This is a genomic window from Sphingomonas abaci (assembly GCF_014199625.1).
GTDB lineage: Bacteria > Pseudomonadota > Alphaproteobacteria > Sphingomonadales > Sphingomonadaceae > Sphingomonas > Sphingomonas abaci.
This window is the reverse complement of the sequence record NZ_JACHNY010000005.1, coordinates 322,111-336,824: the sequence shown is the minus strand read 5'-3', so window position 1 is coordinate 336,824 and position 14,714 is coordinate 322,111. Positions and strand designations below refer to the sequence as shown.

Genomic DNA, 14,714 nt, shown 5'->3' with positions numbered 1-14,714 from the left:
CCGCCGCATCAGCGGCGCTGCGCTGCTGGCGTAGTTCGTAGACGCGGGCGCTGCGGGCCGCGTTCTGCAACGCCGCCGCGCCGGTGGTGGCACCGATCTGCGAGAAGTCGCCGAGCGCCGCTTCCGCCGCCGCGAGCCGGGCAGCGGTCGCCTGCCGGATCGCCAATGCCTCGTCGCGCTTGGCCTTGGCGTTGATGTTGGCCCGCTCTGCCGCGCTCCGCTCGCTGTCGGCGGTTTCCGTCAGCGCCTTGCTCTGGTCGCGCAGCGCGGCGTTCAGTCCCTCGATGCTGCCGGCGAAGCGCGCCTTGGCGCGGGCGGCAACGTCCGTATCGATCGCGTCTTGCTTCAGCTTGTCGACGGCCTCGTCGGTGGCATCGCCGAGCTCGAACACGCCTTTGGTGAGCGGCCCGAGCACCAGCAGCGCGGCGGTGAGCGCCAGCCCCCACGGGCCGATCATGAAACGTGCGAGGTTGCCCGCCTTGCCCTCGATGTTGGCGAACTGACCGGCCATCTGCCCGCCTTGGATCGCCACCACCTGCAGGACGTTCGCACCCATGCTTAGCTGGGTGAAGGTGTCCTGCACCTGATAGGACGCACCCTGCATCGCCGCCCGAAGCGCGCCGGTGCTGTTGGTCGCCCCGCGCTGCCGGAGCGCCAGCAACTGCGCTCCCGCGCCCGCCTGGTTAAGCTCGATCTCGACCCGCTCCAGCGCGCCGGCTTCCCGCGCCAACTCGACCGCATGGTGCTCGGCCTCCAGCGCCGCCGCGCGCGCCGCCTGCACATAGAGGCGCGTGCGCTCGGTCAGGACACCTTCGCCGGCCGCCGCCCGCTCCGCCGCCTCGGCGACCAGGCGTGTCGCGGTGGCCTGCCGCTGGGCATTCTCGGCCGCCGCGCGCGCATCGGCTGCGCCGATGTTGACGCCGCCCCGAATGGTGGGGGCCTCGATCGCCTTTGCCGCAATCTTCTGGATGTCGCTGAAACTATCCTCGAAGGCCCGCTGCGCGCGCTTCGCCGAGTCCTCCGCCAGTTGGGCCAGCGGACCGAACCGCTTGCTCATGTCGGCGATCGACTTGTCGACGTTCTCCGACATCTTCGCGGCGCGCTGCTCGAAACGCGACAGCGGCTGCTCGCCCTCGGCGAGATGACGCCGCAGAAGCTCGGTCGCGGCGTCCACCTGAAGGAGCAGCCGTTCGGTATTGTCCGCCAAAGGCCGCCCCCTATTCCTCCGGTACGCGGTGCATCCGCTCGTACCCGTTCATCGCATCCCAGAACTCTGGCGGAGTTGCCGCCCAGAACTCACGCGGCCGCCACCCGAGCGCGGCAGCCGCCGCGCCCATCAGCCGCCGACGGGGGCTTCGTCCGTCGTCATCGTCGTCGTCGGCGGCTTCAGGTTTCCCTGGGTGTCGTATCCACCGTTCACCGCAATCGCGAGGACGCCGCTGATCGTCTGCATGGCGGCGAGCAGGCCACCCTCGCTGGCCATGATGAGTTCGGTCACTCGCGGCGCGGTCGACTTGCTCGCGCCGGCATCGTCCGCATCGCGGCCGAAAGCGCGGATCAGCTCGCACGCGATCTGTCCCGTCTCCGACATGCGCAGTTCTTTGCGAATGGCTGCGCCGGCGAGGTCGACTAGGCCGCGCCCGAGCGCCTTTTCGATGGCGTCGAGCGCTTCGAAGCTGGGGCGGAGGCCCATCACGGTGCCGGCGAGGGTGAGGGACGCCTCACCCCGATCGGCAACAGGCTGCCGGGCGTCGCTCACTTGGCCTCGCCCCCCGCCGCCGGCTGCGGCGCGCCAGCCTTGGCATAGAGCGCGCGGATGCCGTCGATCAGCGCCGGATCGGCCGCGATCGCGCGCGCGAGTTCCGGACCCGGCAGGAAGTCGGGCTCCAGAAACGGGCGGAGCGCGCGCGCTGCCCGGTCGGGACCGGCCGCCAGCACCGTCTCGATTTCGTGTGCGCCGCAGCCGGTCGCGGCGACGAGCTGGTCATTCAGGTCCTTCGGCGACGTGATCTTCACGTCCTTGCCTGCGATCTTCATGGGTGTTCTCCGGGTGAGAGGGGCGCGCGCCGGATCAGGCGAGCGCGTCGACCGTGGGGGCTTCCGCCAGGGTCAGCGTCACGCCGACGGTGACGCTCGCGCCCTGGTTGAAGCCGGTGTCATCGAGGCCGGTATACATGGCCGCCTCGAACACCACGTCGGTCGCCGCGAACGGCTTCTTGCGGATCTGATAGATCTCGGTCGCGTTCGACTTGTCGAGCGTCTCCATGCGCGTGTAGCCGGTCGGATCGGGCAGCGACGGGATGAGGTCCTGCTTCAGCGTCAGCGTCTTCAGGCCGGGCTGCTGGGTGTCGTAGCCTTCAGTGTCCTTGGTCGCGTTTGAGGTGAAGTTCTTGCCGCCGCTCTTGGTCAGGTTGCCCTGGCCCGCCGGCTGCGAGAACGTCGTGCCGTCCGATGCGCGCAGGAACAGTCGGTAATCATTGCCGAGCTTCTTCGCCATGCGTCTTCTCCCATGCGAAAAGCCGCGCTGGCGAGGCGCGGCGGGGTTATGGAAAGGTGGTGGCGCTCAGTCCGCGAGCGCGAGGAAGGTGTAGGAAGAGACGCCCGTGTAGGAGGCCCCGTCGTCGGAAAGAACGGCGTCGTCGTCATCGAACTGGCCTCGGATCACCCAGCCAGGCACATTGAGGTCGGTTCCATCGAGCGCCTCGTCGCACTGCTCTTGCAGCGCCAAGAGCGGTGCGCGCTCTTCCGCGTTGACGATCGCGACCACCGAAAGCGTGACGCTGCGATCGGCGCTCGCGTCCTTGCCGGGCAGGCGCGCGCTCTTCATGTCACCGATGATGACGAGGTCGCCCTCCGCGTTCTCCGGGGCGTCCTGATAGACCGTCGCGCCGGTGATCTTTTCGACCAGGGCAGCGAACACCGCCGCCTCCACGACCGATTTCGCGCTACTCATCACCGGCTCCCGATATGGATTGCAGCGAGCGGGCGAAGGTGCCCCGCAGGTTTTCCCGCAAGGCGCGGCGGAGGTCTGGATAACGCCCGGTCACGAACCGCTTGGGGGCCATAGCGCGGACCTTCATGAGGTATCGCCTGGTCAGCCCGCCGCCCGACTTGCGCCCAGCGCGATCATACTCGCGTTTGACGCCCGCCTTGAACCGTTGGACCGACACGACCTGCGCCTTGCGTCCCAGGTCCTGAATGCGCCCATAGAAGAGCTTGGACTGCCCTTTTCGCGTGCCGAGCAGGCCGACTTGCAGCCGGAGGGACTTGGGCAGCACCTTGTAGGAGATGCCGGCCCTCAATGCCCCCGACTTGCGCGGCGCTTTGGCGAGCACGGCCTGGTTCATCTGCCGGCCGGTGACGTTCAGCTCGACCACGATCTCGCCGGCGACGGCGTCCGGCAGCCGGCGGAGCAGCTTGCGGACCCTTCCGATGCCCTTGACTGGCCGCCGGGCCATCAGGAGGTCACTCCGCTTTCGCAGGTCATGACGATGCCGTCCCGGGCCTCGTTCGGGGCCATGGTCCGGATGTTCATCGCCGTCGCGCCCATCACCGGGTCATCCCAGACGATCTGCATGGCGGGTGACAGGCCACGGCGGGCGCGGATGGTGACGCGCCACAGGCGGGTGGAGCGCTCCACCCCCTCGCGGAGCGCCTCATCGCCGCGCAGAGCGATCACCTCGGCAGCGACACCACGCGCCAAGTCCTTCCACGGCGCGGCCGGATCACGCGGCCTGCGGCCACCTTTGCCGTTGTCGATCAGGTCTTTCTCTTGGATCGTCACGCGATCCTTGAGGCGGCTGGAGAGGGTGCGGAGGGGCATCAGACGCGCGTCAGGCGAAGGAAACGGCATAGGCTGCGGGCACTAGCCTCCGCCTTGCTAAACACCTCACCACCCTCGCGATCATCGTGATAGGCGGTCAGCATGACCAAGGCAGCCCGCCGCAGATTGCGCGGCACCAGCGACGGGGAGCCATAGCCGGCGGTCAGGGTGACCGTGAACATTTGGTCCGCGTTTCGGAAGGGCCAGAACGCGCCTGCCGCCGGACGCAATCTTGCCGGTCGCTTCGTCGTGTCGAGCTTTGCCGGGAGTGTGGCCGGGATGCCCGCGGCATCCACGTAAGCGATCGCGGTCACCGCATCCGACGCGACCGGCCAGGATCGCAGCTCGACAGGGCCGAAACCGCGGAATTGCTCCGTCACGTTGCGAGGCGACAGGATCTGCCCGGTATAGGTCTCTACCCATCCGATAGCATCCGCGATCTGATCGCCGAGTTCTTCGTCCTGGCTGGTGTCATCCTCGTCCAGCCGCAGGTGCCGGCGCGCGGTGACAAGGTCGATGAGAGGATCTGGAGACGTGGCCGCATCGGCCTGCGACCAGCCGGCGGCAAGGTTCTCGTAGGCGGCGCGCACATCGCTATCGGGCACGTCAGCGCCAAGCCCCAGGGCGGCGCGCATCATGTCGACCGTCATGCGCTCACCTCGTTATGGTAAGGGGGAGGCGGGCTGGCCCAGGGGGAAGAAACCAGCCCGCCAAGCGCGCGGCGGCCCGCGCGCTATCTCGTTCAGGCGGCGTCGGCGGCCTTCAGGTTCTGCTCGACCGCTTCCGAACCGCTGATGGTTGGGTCGTTGAAGTCGATACGGTTCTGATCGGCCGTGGTATGAGCGCGCGGATCGCTGTCGACCGCGGGATGCGACATGTCGACGTCTGCGACGATCTGCTGCGGGGCGCCGGACGTATCGATCTCCGTCGCAGGTGCGGCACCATTCCGGCGCGTGGTGGTGTTTTTGTCCATGATCGTCTCCTGGGTTCACCGAAACCGTGGCGCACCGCGGCTTCGAAGAACCGGGGCGGCCGTGCCGCCCCGGTGGAGATTAGCCCGCTGCGCCGATCTTGAGCGCGCGCATGGGCTGCGGATTGTGAACGCCGCCGCCGACACGCTTCGTGGTGTAGAAGTGGACGAACGGCTTGTTGGTGAACGGGTCGCGAAGGACCCGGATGCCGATCCGATCCACCACCAGGTAGGTCGCTTCCATGTCCCCGTAGAGCGCCGCGATGTTGCCGGCGGCAACCGTCGGCATGTCGGGCATCTCCACGATCGGGGCGCCGTTCAGCGTCTGCGGCTGCCCAAGGGCATAGCTGGGCTGCCACAGGAAGTTGCCCTGACCATCCTTCAGCTTGCGCGCCGAGCCGAGCGACTGGCGGTTGATGAACAGCTTCGCGTTGCCGGCGAACTCGCTGGGGAGGTCGTACATCAGTTCGATGAAACCATCGCCCGTGAAGGCTGCCGCGGCACCCGATGCAACGGTCGCGATCGCGCCATAGGGATGGCGCGCCGCATTGGCGGCACCGGCGACGTAGGTGAGGATGCCATAGGGCTTGTTGGCACCGTCGCCGGAGAGGAAGCCGATACCCTCCTGCCGTGCGAACTCGGTGTCGACCTCGCTGCCCAGCCACTGCTCCAGGTCGACTGCGGCGTCGTCCAGCAGCTGCTGGCTGATCGCCGGGTTGGCGTAGAGCTCGCCCGGGGTGAAGTCGAGCACGCCGATCTGCGGCGTCGTGGTGGCCGGGCGGCTGGCGGTCTCGCCGACCCAGCCGGATCCGACATTGCGGTCCGAGAAATACTTCTTGAAGCCAGCGACGCTGATCGTGATCACGCGGCTCTCGGCGCGCATCGGGCTGATCCGCTTCAGCTTCTCGCCGATGGTCCGGTCCCATTCGATGGGCGCCAGGTAGCCGCCGTCGGTGTCGGTGCCCTTCTGCATGGCGGCCTTCACCTCACCCGGTGCGCTATCGCCGCGGCGCATGTGCGCCTTGAACGCGGCGGCATATTCCGGATCGCCCTTGATATCGCCGATGACCGCGCCGTTGCCGAGCTTCGCGGCGGCCTGGATGCGCGCCTGCTCATCGACCGCGGTCTGCAACTCAGTGAGCGTCGCATTGATCGCCGTCAGCTTGTCGGTGGTGACGACGTCCGCCAGACCGGCCTTGATCTCCTGCTGCTCGCGGGCGTGCGTTTCCTTGAACGCCTCGAATGCGCCCTGCAGCTTCGTGATCAGCGTCTTGGGGTCGCTGACGTCGGCGCGCACGGTCCCGGCGATCGCGCGAGGCATGGCCGGCGCGGTGAGCCGCATCGAAGGCCGTTCGACCACCTCGTCTTGATCGATCGGGCGGGGGGAGGCCGCGCCGAGCGCGCGGAAGGGGGAGGCGAGCACCGTCGCCACCGCCGCGAGGGCGGCCATGTTCATCAGTCGCATGGTGGAGCTCCTAGCTCTGGAGGGTGGTGAGCAGGCCGGCCATCAGGCCGACCATCTCTGTGTCGCCGCCAGCGCCTGGCGTGTCGGCTTCAGGGGCAGCGCCAGGCGTGCCCTTGATCTTGGTGATATGCTCGCGCGCCTGGGCGCGGGTGTCGCCGCCGGCCACGAGCTTGAGTTCGAGCGTGGTGATAGCGGTCCGCTCACGGTCGGCCGCCTTCGCATTCTCATCGCGCGTCGTCTTGTCCGCCGGAAGCAGGCTGTCGGCGAAGCCGCGCTCGATTGCGACGGACCCGGACATGTAGGTCTCGGCATCCATCCACGCGGCGCACTCAGCGGCGGTGCGCCCGCTTCGGTGAGCATAGACATCGGCCATCGCCTGATCGAATGGGGCCAGATACTCAGCAGTCTCGGTCATGTCGTGTCGGTTGCCAACGGCCACGACCCAGCAATTATGGATCATCAGGAAGCTGGCGGCGCCGATCTCGACCGTGTCGCCTGCCATGGTGATCACCGATGCAGCGGAAGCCGCCATGCCCATGATCTTGATCGTCACCGGCTGCGAGTGCTCGCGCAGCACGTTGTAGATCGCGATGCCCTCGAACATGTCTCCGCCTGGGCTGTTGACCTGCACCTCGATCGGCCGGTCGCCAATCGCGCGAAGCTGGGCCGTTACCGACTTGGCGGTGATGCCGCCGCCGGACCAGTAATCCTCGCCGATCGACCCAAACATCGTGATGACGTTGTCGCCGGCCTCGACAGCACGAATGCCGGCGGCATCGGCTGCCCATTTGTCCAGCACGTGCGGTCCGGCGAGCGCCGACACGGCTCGGTCGGCGGGGACGGGGAGGGCGGAAGGGCGCGAGCGGTTGTTAACGCCGCGGATGGCCCGGGGCATGCCGCGATCCGGCAGCGTGACCGCCGGCTTGCCCGGAAGCTTCACGCCATTCAGCGTTTTAACGGCGCGCGGCTTCCCGGCTGCCTTACCTTCGTCGGCCATACAGCATCTCTCTTTCAGATATTGCGGGTCAGTCGTCCGCCGCGATCGTCGCGGCCGTCGTGCCAGGGCGCGGCAGTTCGTCACCGCCTGCCAGCGGGTTCTTGTCCATGTATTCACGCGCTTCGTTGGGGGTGAAAAAGCCGGTGTTCGGCCCCAAGGCAGCCTTGAGGAATTCGGCCTGCTCTTTCAGCGACCCGCGCAGCAATGCGCCGTCGTTGAACTTGGCGTACATCGTCTCCTGCTCGACCGGGCTGAGTAGACAGAACCAGATGGCTTCTTCCCAGATGACGAACCATTGCAGCAGACAGTAGGTGACGAAGAACAAGCCTAGCTGCTGGATCCCGCTACCCCAGCTCGTCTCATCGAACATGAGGAGTGGGCGCGGCGCGCCGGTGAACCGGCTCACCTCTTCCGCTTCCAGCCGGCGCATCTCGACAAGCTGATTGTCCTTTGTGGTGCCGGTCAGCACCTTGGCTTTGAGGCCCTCCTCAAGGATCAGGAAATCCTCATCCGCGTCGGCACCGCTGAAACTATCGCGCAAGCTCTCGCGAAGCCGCCCGTAGGCCTCATCTCCCAGATCCTTGTCTGTCTCTAGCGCGCCGCGGACCATCGTGCCCTTGGCGAGCACCCGACCGGTAGCAGCAAGCGCGCGATGCGAGATACTCAAGGTGTCGGCAGCGATATCCAGCAACGACACCCCCGTGAGGCCGTCGAGTGAGATCGGTGCACGGAAGTGGAAGACGTCATCCTTGGACAAAATGACCGATCCGCCCGACGGCCGGTCATAACGAAACGTCAGTTCGAAGGTGTCCGACAGCTGAGGGCGCACACATCGGCGGGGCAGGGGCACGAGCTGACGAACCGCCCCGCGCGATCGCACCTTCAAGGCGTAGGCATTGCCGTCCAGCAGCGCGCACGTCTGCATGTACGACTTGAACTGGCTAGCGGTCTGAAAGTCGTTCGCCTTGCGGTGCAGGACGTTGAACAACGGGTGGTCACGAGCCTTCTCCCGTGACCCATCCGCCTTCAACCGCATGAGGTGGAGCGGCAACATCCCCATGCTGCCGGCGATCAACGAGACGGCACGAAAGAAGGTGCTGTTGCGCAGCGCCATCTTGTCGCTGACACTGATGCCGGCGACGCCAACTCGGCTCCCGCCCGCCCGCATCATTTCCAGCAACCCGGGATCGGTCAAATCGTAGGCATCATAGGCGACAATGGGACCGCTCAGCTTGGGCTTTCCCGCAAGGCCCATCCGTTCAGGAGAAACTGAACGGCGGTACCCGGCTGCGCGCCGGTAATCATCCGGAGACGACATAGGCAATCGCCTCCTTAAACGCGGCGGACGCCGCGGGTCTCATAGACCGACTTCTTCTTTGGCCTGGCGGTCGCCGTGGCGGCGCCAACGGCCATCGCGATCGTCACCATGCCGTCGATCCGCCCGCGCGATTTCTTCTTGTTGAACATGCGGTTGTTCAGGCCGTCGGACTCGATCACGGCATTGGCGGCGCACGAATAGGTCACCGGAGAATCATCGATCAGGAGCTTGCCGTCGAGCAGGTGATCCTCGGTCCGAGTGATCGAATGCGGCATGCAAAGCTGCTGATCCTCGAACATGATGCGCTGGCCCTGCGCATGCTTGATGATTTTCAGGCCTCGACCCTCGGGCTTGCCGGGGCCGCTCCACAGCCACCATTCCAATCCCACCTGGTCACAGGCATCGGTGAACGACGTCAGAAAGGCTGGGTCGACCACCAGCGCCTCAACCTCATGCTCGGCGACTTGCTGCTGCACCTGCGCTGCCACGAAGGTGTAATCGATCGTCGCGCCGGGAGTGGCGGTCAGGTACTTATCCTCAACCCAGTCGAGATAAGGCGCTTTGTCAGCGTCGGCCCGCTCTTCTAGCCCCTCTCTGGTGGTCCAGTACCAAGTCTTGACCGCGACCGCATCGTCGGGAAGCTCCCAGGCCTGCGACAGCGCGGTAAGGTCATTCTTCTGCGACAAGTCGAGCGACAGCCAGGACTTGCGCCCCCGCATACCGCGCGCGTCGACGGTGCCCTATGCGGAGGACCATTTCTCTTCGCTGATCCAGAAGTCAGCGGCCGCGCTGTCGATGCCAAAATACAGGCGCTTGACGCTCGACTTTGTCGAGGGCCGCAGCTTCGCGGAATTGACCGTCTCGCGAATGTTTTCGATCGGGAATGTCTCGCCTAAAGCGGGCAACGACTTCTGCCAGCACGCCTCATTCTCGAGCACCTTGTCCCGGTCGCCCTTGTCGATCCGGGCGATGAAGGCAAACGCAGTATCGTCCTTGCTTTCGCCCTTCACGACCGACTGGTACATGTCCGAATACGACGTGCCGACATGCTGGGTGGATCGCGCGGGCGTGTTCGTGCCGAGCAGCATCAGGGCGTTGCCGGCCACCTTGTCGATGGCGGCCTTCCACGTCAGGAGTGCCGCCTCTGACTTCAATTCGTGAATTTCATCGGCCGCCACAAGTGATGGACGTGGGCCCGATTGAGACTCACCGCTAGCGATCGGCATGAAGAACGAGCCGCTATCGGGGTGCTCGATCTTCCAGGCATTCTCCAACTCGCCACGAATGATGACTTCGCCTAGGCCCTCCAGACTGTCGCCTTCCTCCTGCGCGCCGGGGATGTCGGCCCGGCACATGGCGACAGCATCGCGGAACAGGACATTGGCGGTCGCCTTGTCCTCTCCGATGGCGTAGCATTGCGCACGCGGGATGTCGCACCAGCCCATGATGTAGACGCCGATCGCGCCCATTAGCGGTGATTTGGCCTGTCCCTTGCCAGTCTCCAGCCAGCCGGTCCGAAACCGCCACCGATCCGTTGCAGTGCGCCAACCGAACAGGCTGCCGCCAACAAACGTGTGGTATTCGAGCGGATAGAACGGCTCACCCGCCGCGGGCCCGTCGGTGACCTGGAACACCGACGGTAGGAAGTTGAGGAAGTGCGCCGCCTTTTCCGGCCGCCAATAGATGCCCCTCCGCTCGCCGTCGCGAATGTCGCGTAGGTGACGCTCGGCGGCATGGCGGACCAGCTCGCCGCAGGTAAACAGCTTGCCGTCGACCGCCGCCCTTGCCCAGGCGGTGGTCGGATCGGGTTCTCCCCAGAAGCGGTTAGCCACGGCTCTTCAAGTACCCGCCGCCGGCCTGCTGTCGGGCCTTCTTCGCCACCTTCGCACCGGTGCCACGATCGCGCGGCGTGATGCAGAGCGCCTTCTCGAGCGCGCTTGCCTGGCTGTCGGCGGCGTTCATGGTCGACCACCACGGCGAATAGGTCGGCACGCCTGTCTTGGGCGCCTTCATCACCGGGCCCGATTTGGCCACCTCCTTGGCGCAGCGGTCATAGGAGACATAAGCCACGACCAAGCGCTTGATGCTGTGCGAGTTGGCGACTGCCAGCTTCTCGGCGGTGCGCAACTCGCTTATCACCTCGCGCCAGTAGGCGGATGCCGCTGCGCGATCCGCTGCACGGCCGAAGATGGAGCGCCAATTTGGCTCGGGCGGCGTGCCGTCGCCGCCGTCTATTGCGATGACATCGGCCATGCGGAAGCCTCCGGGGCGACCAGGGCGAAACCCTCCCCCCTAAAAAATTGATCTCGCTGCGTACGCAGGAGGCCGTCGGTGTCCGGCCCCTCGGCTCTGAAACTTTTGACCAGGGGGCGTTATTTTGTTGCGCGACATAATGTTGCGCCGACGCGACCAATTGATGCCCTCGCGTTAAGTCCGATGCGGTTGGTTCCACGGGTGATCGGGGCTGGTCGGCCGACCGTTCCGGCCGACCCCTCGACCCTCCCGCGTCACCTGATGCCCGAACTGTTCCACCCCGACCTCAAGATGGCAGGGATCGCAGAGGTTGCGCGTGTTGTCGTCCTCATCGGTCCCGCCATTGGCCAGCGGCACGATATGGTCGACCACCGTCGCCAGCGTCACGCGCCCCTTGCCGTCGCAGCGCTCGCATAGGCCATCGGTGCGAGCGAGGCGGCGCGTGCGTTGCGCCTGACCGGCGCGCCCGCGCAGCCGCTCAACATTGGGCATAGTCACCGCGCTTTTTTGCACCAATCAGTGCTTCTACCCATTGCCACCACGCACCGTTTGGTGCATAGAAAATAGGCCGGAAGGGAAGGCAATACCGCCGACCCGGCACGAAGGAGAAGCAAGGTGGAAATAGCCGCCCTTCTTCTTCAGGCCCTCGGCGTAGCGATCAGTGCGGGAACACTGATCATTGCGCTACGCCGAAAGGGTTAACCTGAAGGGGTGTCCCGGTCTGAAAGGGCCGGGGCACTCCCTGCTTTATAGTCGATTGGAGGGCAGACGACAATGACCGCTGACCAGTTCACCGCATGGATGAAGCATATGAACCTGGGCATCGGCGAGGCGGCCGAACGGCTTGGCATCGGCCGCAACACGGTGCCGCGCTACCAGCGCGACGGCGCGCCCAAACATATTGGCTATGCGTGCGCGGCGATCGCGATGGGCCTGCCGGAATGGGGTGCGGCCACGTAAGCTGATTGCAGACGCTCACCCTACTTTATGGACCGGTTCGCCAAGATCTCCGTTTACGCTGCCCACGAAGGAGAGAGCCATGATAGATCCAGAGCGCGAAACCCATGCCGAAGGTGACGGCGGCCAATTCAACCCCGGTGAAAACGGTGAGGACCGTGACATCCAAGGCAAACGGCAGGAGGATTTGACTGCCGAGGATTTGAAGGGCGATGCTCGCGAGACCGGCACGGAGTAAGCTGCCTATCCCTTGCTCATACGATGCGGTTCGTCGCAAAGCGCCCTGCAGGCGCATCTACATCAAGGCGCTGAGCGGGTGGCGTGCTAGGCGCGTCACCCGATCCCTTATGGAGCGCAGGGATGGCCCCTGTGTGGCAGCCGCATGACCCGCTACGTGTTCCGACTGAAAAATTCCTCAGAAGCGCCAATCAGCCACGAATGCGAGAGTCTCGACGAAGCCCGTAGCGCAGCGGTGCGGCACCTCGGCCGATACCTGTCCGAGCACCCTGAGTTTGCCACCGAGGGGCATTGGCAGCTCGATATCGAGAATGGCATGGGCCAGGCGCTCACGAACATTATCGTAGCTACCGTCGTTCCCCGCTCGTCGCCAATCCGGACCGGATCGGCTTCAGATGAGATGACAGCGGGGTGAAATCACTTTGATCCAAGGCGAAAGCGGGAACGCCGACAGGCTGCCACCGATTGGCTGCCGACGCTTTTGGAGACGGATTGTGGACGCGGTGGACTGGAGGGCAGAGAGTGCGCTCTTTATACAAGAAGATGGTGGTTCCAGATACGTAAGGCTTGATCGGGGCCGGTTGAGCGACATGGTCAATCAGGCTCTCTCATGTGACGTGAGCAAGCGAGCCAGGCTGATTATCCAGTTTGCTGATAGCTCGATGACGTTGGGCTTTAACGATATGGCCGATCTCGCTCAGCGGCCGGACTTCCCAATCGCAATCTGACGAAGCGGGCCACCCACCAGAATGCACAAGAGCCGCAACCCTCGCGGGCGCGGCTCCAAGCGCACATCGTGCACTGTGACTACCTGCCAGAAATAAACAGGAACGTCAAGCGATCAAATCAAGGCCATCAAGGGCATGCTCCAGCTGACGCAGAGCCGATGCTGGAGCAGGTCGAGGCGGGCTTGAACGGTGCGCCGCTACGATCGCGTCGAGCCATACAGGCCCCATATCGGGATTGGGGTCCACTACCAGCTGATCGAAGGCGAACCGGACGTGACGGCCTGCCGAGTTGATCAGGTTCAGGCATCGATTCAGGCTTTCTTCGCGGCGCTGATCACGTGCCGGGTCTTCCTTGGCTGATCCCTGCTGCGGCTGGAATCGGGCGAGGCTGTCCGGCGTGCTGAAGCCATACGAACGCCAATATGATGACGCGAGACCACGACCCGCGTTTAGGCGGTCCTCAGCTTGGCGCCCTGACCCCAGAAGGCCAGCGCAATAAGCCCGGCCCAGCGCATCACAGGTGTCCGTCTCCTGCTTGCCCTTCCGCGCCTCCCGCGCCTTGGCGTCGGGCTCGCCGACGTCATTGGCGGGCAGCCTGTAGAGCTCGCGCCGACGCTGCACCCCCTCACAGGGCCCCGCTTCCTGCGGCGTGCGATCACGCTTGCGCCCCGATGCCGATCGCGCCCCGCGTGGCTGTCCCTTGCTCAGCTTGCCCTTCGGCCGTCCCATTACCGTGCCCTCCGCCTGATAGAAGCGACCTTCCGCATCGCCATCTGCTTCACTCGTTTCTGAATTTGTCGGGCTGCAACATCCGCTGCTGCCTCCACCACCTTCTCCGCCGCCCACTTGGCGATCGGCCCAATTGCCTGCTGCTGCACCCTCTTGCTCCCTGCTCTATTCTCTGTGGTGGTCAGGCCGCTTGGGCCTGAAAGGTGGTGCCGTCTGGGGCGAACTGCGTTGCAATGCCTCGGGTCCGTAGGAAGGCGTTGACCCGATCGACCTCCTCCGGCGGGATGGCGGCAACGTCGTTCTGTTCCGGCGCGCGGCGCCCAGCACGGATGATTGCGCGGGCACGGCGGATGGCGGCCTCCTCCGGGCTGACCCATTTGGCCATGCGCTCCTTGATCTGGTGCACGGTCGGCATCCAGTCGAGTTCGTCCAGGCAGCGGCGGCACGCATAGGCGAGCGCCCGTTCGTCGCAGCCCTCTAGCATTGACATGTACGCCCGGAGCTTGAGGTTGCCGGAAACCACATCGGTCGACTGGCTGGGGAGAGCTGCGGACAACCCGCCTAGGGACTGACGCAGGAACTTCTCATCGGCAGGCTGCGGCACCGCAACAGCCTTTGCCACCGGTTCGATTAGTGCGATCTCGCGAGCAGTGAAGACCGCGTCAGCCTCGAAAGCCCGCGCCAGCACGGTCTGCACGTTCGAGGTCAATGATGGCATCGAGCATCCCGTTGCCGCTGCGTCGTGCTGAATAATCTCGGTGGCCATTGCTGCTTCCAGTCGATTGCTTGGGTCGAGGGTCGAAGATTGCTCCCCAGCCGCGCTCAGCGGCGTGTTGGACGATCCGACCGGGCGGCCACTCCTCGTCCGAGAACTTGGCCAAGTCGCGAAGCACCCCAGCATGAGCCGTTGCCGTGTTCGCCAATCGCTTCGACTTCCGGTTGGCCAGCATGTCCGTCCAGTGAGCCGGATCGACCCCCTGGGGGCAGGGCCAGGCGGTCGAGCGGGCCTTACGCGTACGTGCGTCGGTCCCTTCCGGGTGGGGGTGGGGGTGTGGGGTTTGTTGGGGGGTCTGGGGGGAAGAAAGGGGAGAGGGGGCGGGGGCGGGTACGTCACGCCCTTGTCCCGTGACCGTCGCGTGACTGTCGCGTGACATGTCACGCTCACGGTCACGTTCCCGCTGCCGGCGCTTGCGCTCGCGTGCCGCCGCCCGTGGAGCATCGGCCACCGCCTGGGCGC

The 14,714-nt window shown here is 65.4% G+C and carries 20 protein-coding genes and 2 pseudogenes; 3 read left to right on the top strand and 19 right to left on the bottom strand.

The annotated features are described in order from the left end of the window. From GGQ96_RS13885 to GGQ96_RS13810, 17 genes and pseudogenes are all read right to left on the bottom strand, one after another. Nucleotides 1-1,207: pseudogene (locus tag GGQ96_RS13885) on the bottom strand (hypothetical protein); the annotation flags it as partial. Nucleotides 1,208-1,217: 10 nt separating this feature from the next. Then, nucleotides 1,218-1,337, bottom strand: coding sequence for a phage tail assembly chaperone (locus GGQ96_RS21850; protein ID WP_184115733.1), 120 nt, complete (start codon nt 1,335-1,337; stop codon nt 1,218-1,220). Next, nucleotides 1,337-1,759 (bottom strand): hypothetical protein, encoded by a 423-nt coding sequence (locus GGQ96_RS13875; RefSeq protein WP_184115731.1) that lies wholly within the window; start codon nt 1,757-1,759, stop codon nt 1,337-1,339. The genes GGQ96_RS21850 and GGQ96_RS13875 overlap by 1 nt, the downstream gene beginning before the upstream one ends. Then, nucleotides 1,756-2,037, bottom strand: a complete 282-nt coding sequence (locus GGQ96_RS13870) for a hypothetical protein (protein WP_184115729.1) — start codon at nt 2,035-2,037, stop codon at nt 1,756-1,758. Before GGQ96_RS13870 ends, GGQ96_RS13875 begins: the two co-directional genes overlap by 4 nt. A 34-nt stretch (nt 2,038-2,071) precedes the next feature. Beyond that, nucleotides 2,072-2,497 carry a hypothetical protein gene (locus GGQ96_RS13865; protein ID WP_184115727.1) on the bottom strand — a complete coding sequence of 142 codons (426 nt, stop codon included), beginning with the start codon at nt 2,495-2,497 and terminating at the stop codon, nt 2,072-2,074. Nucleotides 2,498-2,563: 66 nt separating this feature from the next. Then, on the bottom strand, nt 2,564-2,920 hold the full coding sequence (locus GGQ96_RS13860; RefSeq protein ID WP_184115725.1) for a hypothetical protein: 357 nt from the start codon (nt 2,918-2,920) through the stop codon (nt 2,564-2,566). Nucleotides 2,921-2,945: 25 nt separating this feature from the next. Then, complete coding sequence (locus GGQ96_RS13855; protein ID WP_184115723.1) at nt 2,946-3,458, bottom strand: hypothetical protein; 513 nt, start codon at nt 3,456-3,458, stop codon at nt 2,946-2,948. Further along, a complete protein-coding gene (locus GGQ96_RS13850) occupies nt 3,458-3,823 on the bottom strand; it encodes a head-tail adaptor protein (RefSeq protein WP_184115721.1) in 366 nt (121 codons plus the stop codon). Before GGQ96_RS13850 ends, GGQ96_RS13855 begins: the two co-directional genes overlap by 1 nt. Next, nucleotides 3,823-4,473, bottom strand: a complete 651-nt coding sequence (locus tag GGQ96_RS13845) for a head-tail connector protein (RefSeq protein WP_246360556.1) — start codon at nt 4,471-4,473, stop codon at nt 3,823-3,825. Before GGQ96_RS13845 ends, GGQ96_RS13850 begins: the two co-directional genes overlap by 1 nt. A gap of 92 nt (nt 4,474-4,565) precedes the next feature. Next, nucleotides 4,566-4,796, bottom strand: a complete 231-nt coding sequence (locus GGQ96_RS13840) for a hypothetical protein (protein ID WP_184115719.1) — start codon at nt 4,794-4,796, stop codon at nt 4,566-4,568. A gap of 79 nt (nt 4,797-4,875) precedes the next feature. Next, the gene (locus GGQ96_RS13835) at nt 4,876-6,243 is read right to left on the bottom strand and encodes a phage major capsid protein (RefSeq protein WP_184115717.1); all 1,368 of its coding nucleotides are present in this window, start codon (nt 6,241-6,243) and stop codon (nt 4,876-4,878) included. 25 nt (nt 6,244-6,268) lie between these two features. Then, nucleotides 6,269-7,255 (bottom strand): head maturation protease, ClpP-related, encoded by a 987-nt coding sequence (locus GGQ96_RS13830; protein ID WP_221239963.1) that lies wholly within the window; start codon nt 7,253-7,255, stop codon nt 6,269-6,271. Nucleotides 7,256-7,283: 28 nt separating this feature from the next. Beyond that, nucleotides 7,284-8,573, bottom strand: a complete 1,290-nt coding sequence (locus GGQ96_RS13825) for a phage portal protein (RefSeq protein WP_184115715.1) — start codon at nt 8,571-8,573, stop codon at nt 7,284-7,286. 14 nt (nt 8,574-8,587) lie between these two features. Then, nucleotides 8,588-9,295, bottom strand: a pseudogene (locus GGQ96_RS21780) (terminase TerL endonuclease subunit); the annotation flags it as partial. A gap of 18 nt (nt 9,296-9,313) precedes the next feature. Further along, entirely contained in the window at nt 9,314-10,405 is a 1,092-nt protein-coding gene (locus GGQ96_RS21775) for a terminase large subunit domain-containing protein (RefSeq protein WP_343059060.1), read from the bottom strand. Further along, nucleotides 10,398-10,826 carry a P27 family phage terminase small subunit gene (locus tag GGQ96_RS13815; protein ID WP_184115713.1) on the bottom strand — a complete coding sequence of 143 codons (429 nt, stop codon included), beginning with the start codon at nt 10,824-10,826 and terminating at the stop codon, nt 10,398-10,400. The genes GGQ96_RS21775 and GGQ96_RS13815 overlap by 8 nt, the downstream gene beginning before the upstream one ends. A gap of 174 nt (nt 10,827-11,000) precedes the next feature. Beyond that, a complete protein-coding gene (locus GGQ96_RS13810) occupies nt 11,001-11,318 on the bottom strand; it encodes an HNH endonuclease (RefSeq protein ID WP_184115711.1) in 318 nt (105 codons plus the stop codon). Nucleotides 11,319-11,600: 282 nt separating this feature from the next. Between GGQ96_RS13810 and GGQ96_RS13805 the strand changes: the two genes are divergently transcribed. From GGQ96_RS13805 to GGQ96_RS13795, 3 genes are all read left to right on the top strand, one after another. After that, complete coding sequence (locus GGQ96_RS13805) at nt 11,601-11,786, top strand: hypothetical protein (RefSeq protein ID WP_184115709.1); 186 nt, start codon at nt 11,601-11,603, stop codon at nt 11,784-11,786. A 79-nt stretch (nt 11,787-11,865) separates the two neighbouring features. Next, nucleotides 11,866-12,021 carry a hypothetical protein gene (locus tag GGQ96_RS13800; protein WP_184115707.1) on the top strand — a complete coding sequence of 52 codons (156 nt, stop codon included), beginning with the start codon at nt 11,866-11,868 and terminating at the stop codon, nt 12,019-12,021. 144 nt (nt 12,022-12,165) lie between these two features. Further along, nucleotides 12,166-12,435 carry a DUF6894 family protein gene (locus tag GGQ96_RS13795; RefSeq protein WP_184115705.1) on the top strand — a complete coding sequence of 90 codons (270 nt, stop codon included), beginning with the start codon at nt 12,166-12,168 and terminating at the stop codon, nt 12,433-12,435. 418 nt (nt 12,436-12,853) lie between these two features. Here the strand turns inward: GGQ96_RS13795 and GGQ96_RS13790 are convergent, their stop codons facing one another. Both GGQ96_RS13790 and GGQ96_RS13785 read right to left on the bottom strand, forming a co-directional pair. Beyond that, entirely contained in the window at nt 12,854-13,477 is a 624-nt protein-coding gene (locus GGQ96_RS13790; RefSeq protein WP_184115703.1) for a hypothetical protein, read from the bottom strand. A 181-nt stretch (nt 13,478-13,658) separates the two neighbouring features. Further along, the gene (locus GGQ96_RS13785) at nt 13,659-14,243 is read right to left on the bottom strand and encodes a hypothetical protein (RefSeq protein WP_184115701.1); all 585 of its coding nucleotides are present in this window, start codon (nt 14,241-14,243) and stop codon (nt 13,659-13,661) included. Between the last annotated feature and the right edge of the window lie 471 nt (nt 14,244-14,714).

Coding starts and splice junctions, on each gene's coding strand:
- GGQ96_RS21850 (WP_184115733.1), bottom strand. CDS start 1,337: ATGGGCGCGGCGGCTGCCGCGCTCGGGTGGCGGCCGCGTGAGTTCTGG.
- GGQ96_RS13870 (WP_184115729.1), bottom strand. CDS start 2,037: ATGAAGATCGCAGGCAAGGACGTGAAGATCACGTCGCCGAAGGACCTG.
- GGQ96_RS13865 (WP_184115727.1), bottom strand. CDS start 2,497: ATGGCGAAGAAGCTCGGCAATGATTACCGACTGTTCCTGCGCGCATCG.
- GGQ96_RS13855 (WP_184115723.1), bottom strand. CDS start 3,458: ATGGCCCGGCGGCCAGTCAAGGGCATCGGAAGGGTCCGCAAGCTGCTC.
- GGQ96_RS13850 (WP_184115721.1), bottom strand. CDS start 3,823: ATGCCCCTCCGCACCCTCTCCAGCCGCCTCAAGGATCGCGTGACGATC.
- GGQ96_RS13845 (WP_246360556.1), bottom strand. CDS start 4,473: ATGACGGTCGACATGATGCGCGCCGCCCTGGGGCTTGGCGCTGACGTG.
- GGQ96_RS13840 (WP_184115719.1), bottom strand. CDS start 4,796: ATGGACAAAAACACCACCACGCGCCGGAATGGTGCCGCACCTGCGACG.
- GGQ96_RS13835 (WP_184115717.1), bottom strand. CDS start 6,243: ATGGCCGCCCTCGCGGCGGTGGCGACGGTGCTCGCCTCCCCCTTCCGC.
- GGQ96_RS13830 (WP_221239963.1), bottom strand. CDS start 7,255: ATGGCCGACGAAGGTAAGGCAGCCGGGAAGCCGCGCGCCGTTAAAACG.
- GGQ96_RS13825 (WP_184115715.1), bottom strand. CDS start 8,573: ATGTCGTCTCCGGATGATTACCGGCGCGCAGCCGGGTACCGCCGTTCA.
- GGQ96_RS13815 (WP_184115713.1), bottom strand. CDS start 10,826: ATGGCCGATGTCATCGCAATAGACGGCGGCGACGGCACGCCGCCCGAG.
- GGQ96_RS13810 (WP_184115711.1), bottom strand. CDS start 11,318: ATGCCCAATGTTGAGCGGCTGCGCGGGCGCGCCGGTCAGGCGCAACGC.
- GGQ96_RS13805 (WP_184115709.1), top strand. CDS start 11,601: ATGACCGCTGACCAGTTCACCGCATGGATGAAGCATATGAACCTGGGC.
- GGQ96_RS13800 (WP_184115707.1), top strand. CDS start 11,866: ATGATAGATCCAGAGCGCGAAACCCATGCCGAAGGTGACGGCGGCCAA.
- GGQ96_RS13795 (WP_184115705.1), top strand. CDS start 12,166: ATGACCCGCTACGTGTTCCGACTGAAAAATTCCTCAGAAGCGCCAATC.
- GGQ96_RS13790 (WP_184115703.1), bottom strand. CDS start 13,477: ATGGGACGGCCGAAGGGCAAGCTGAGCAAGGGACAGCCACGCGGGGCG.
- GGQ96_RS13785 (WP_184115701.1), bottom strand. CDS start 14,243: ATGGCCACCGAGATTATTCAGCACGACGCAGCGGCAACGGGATGCTCG.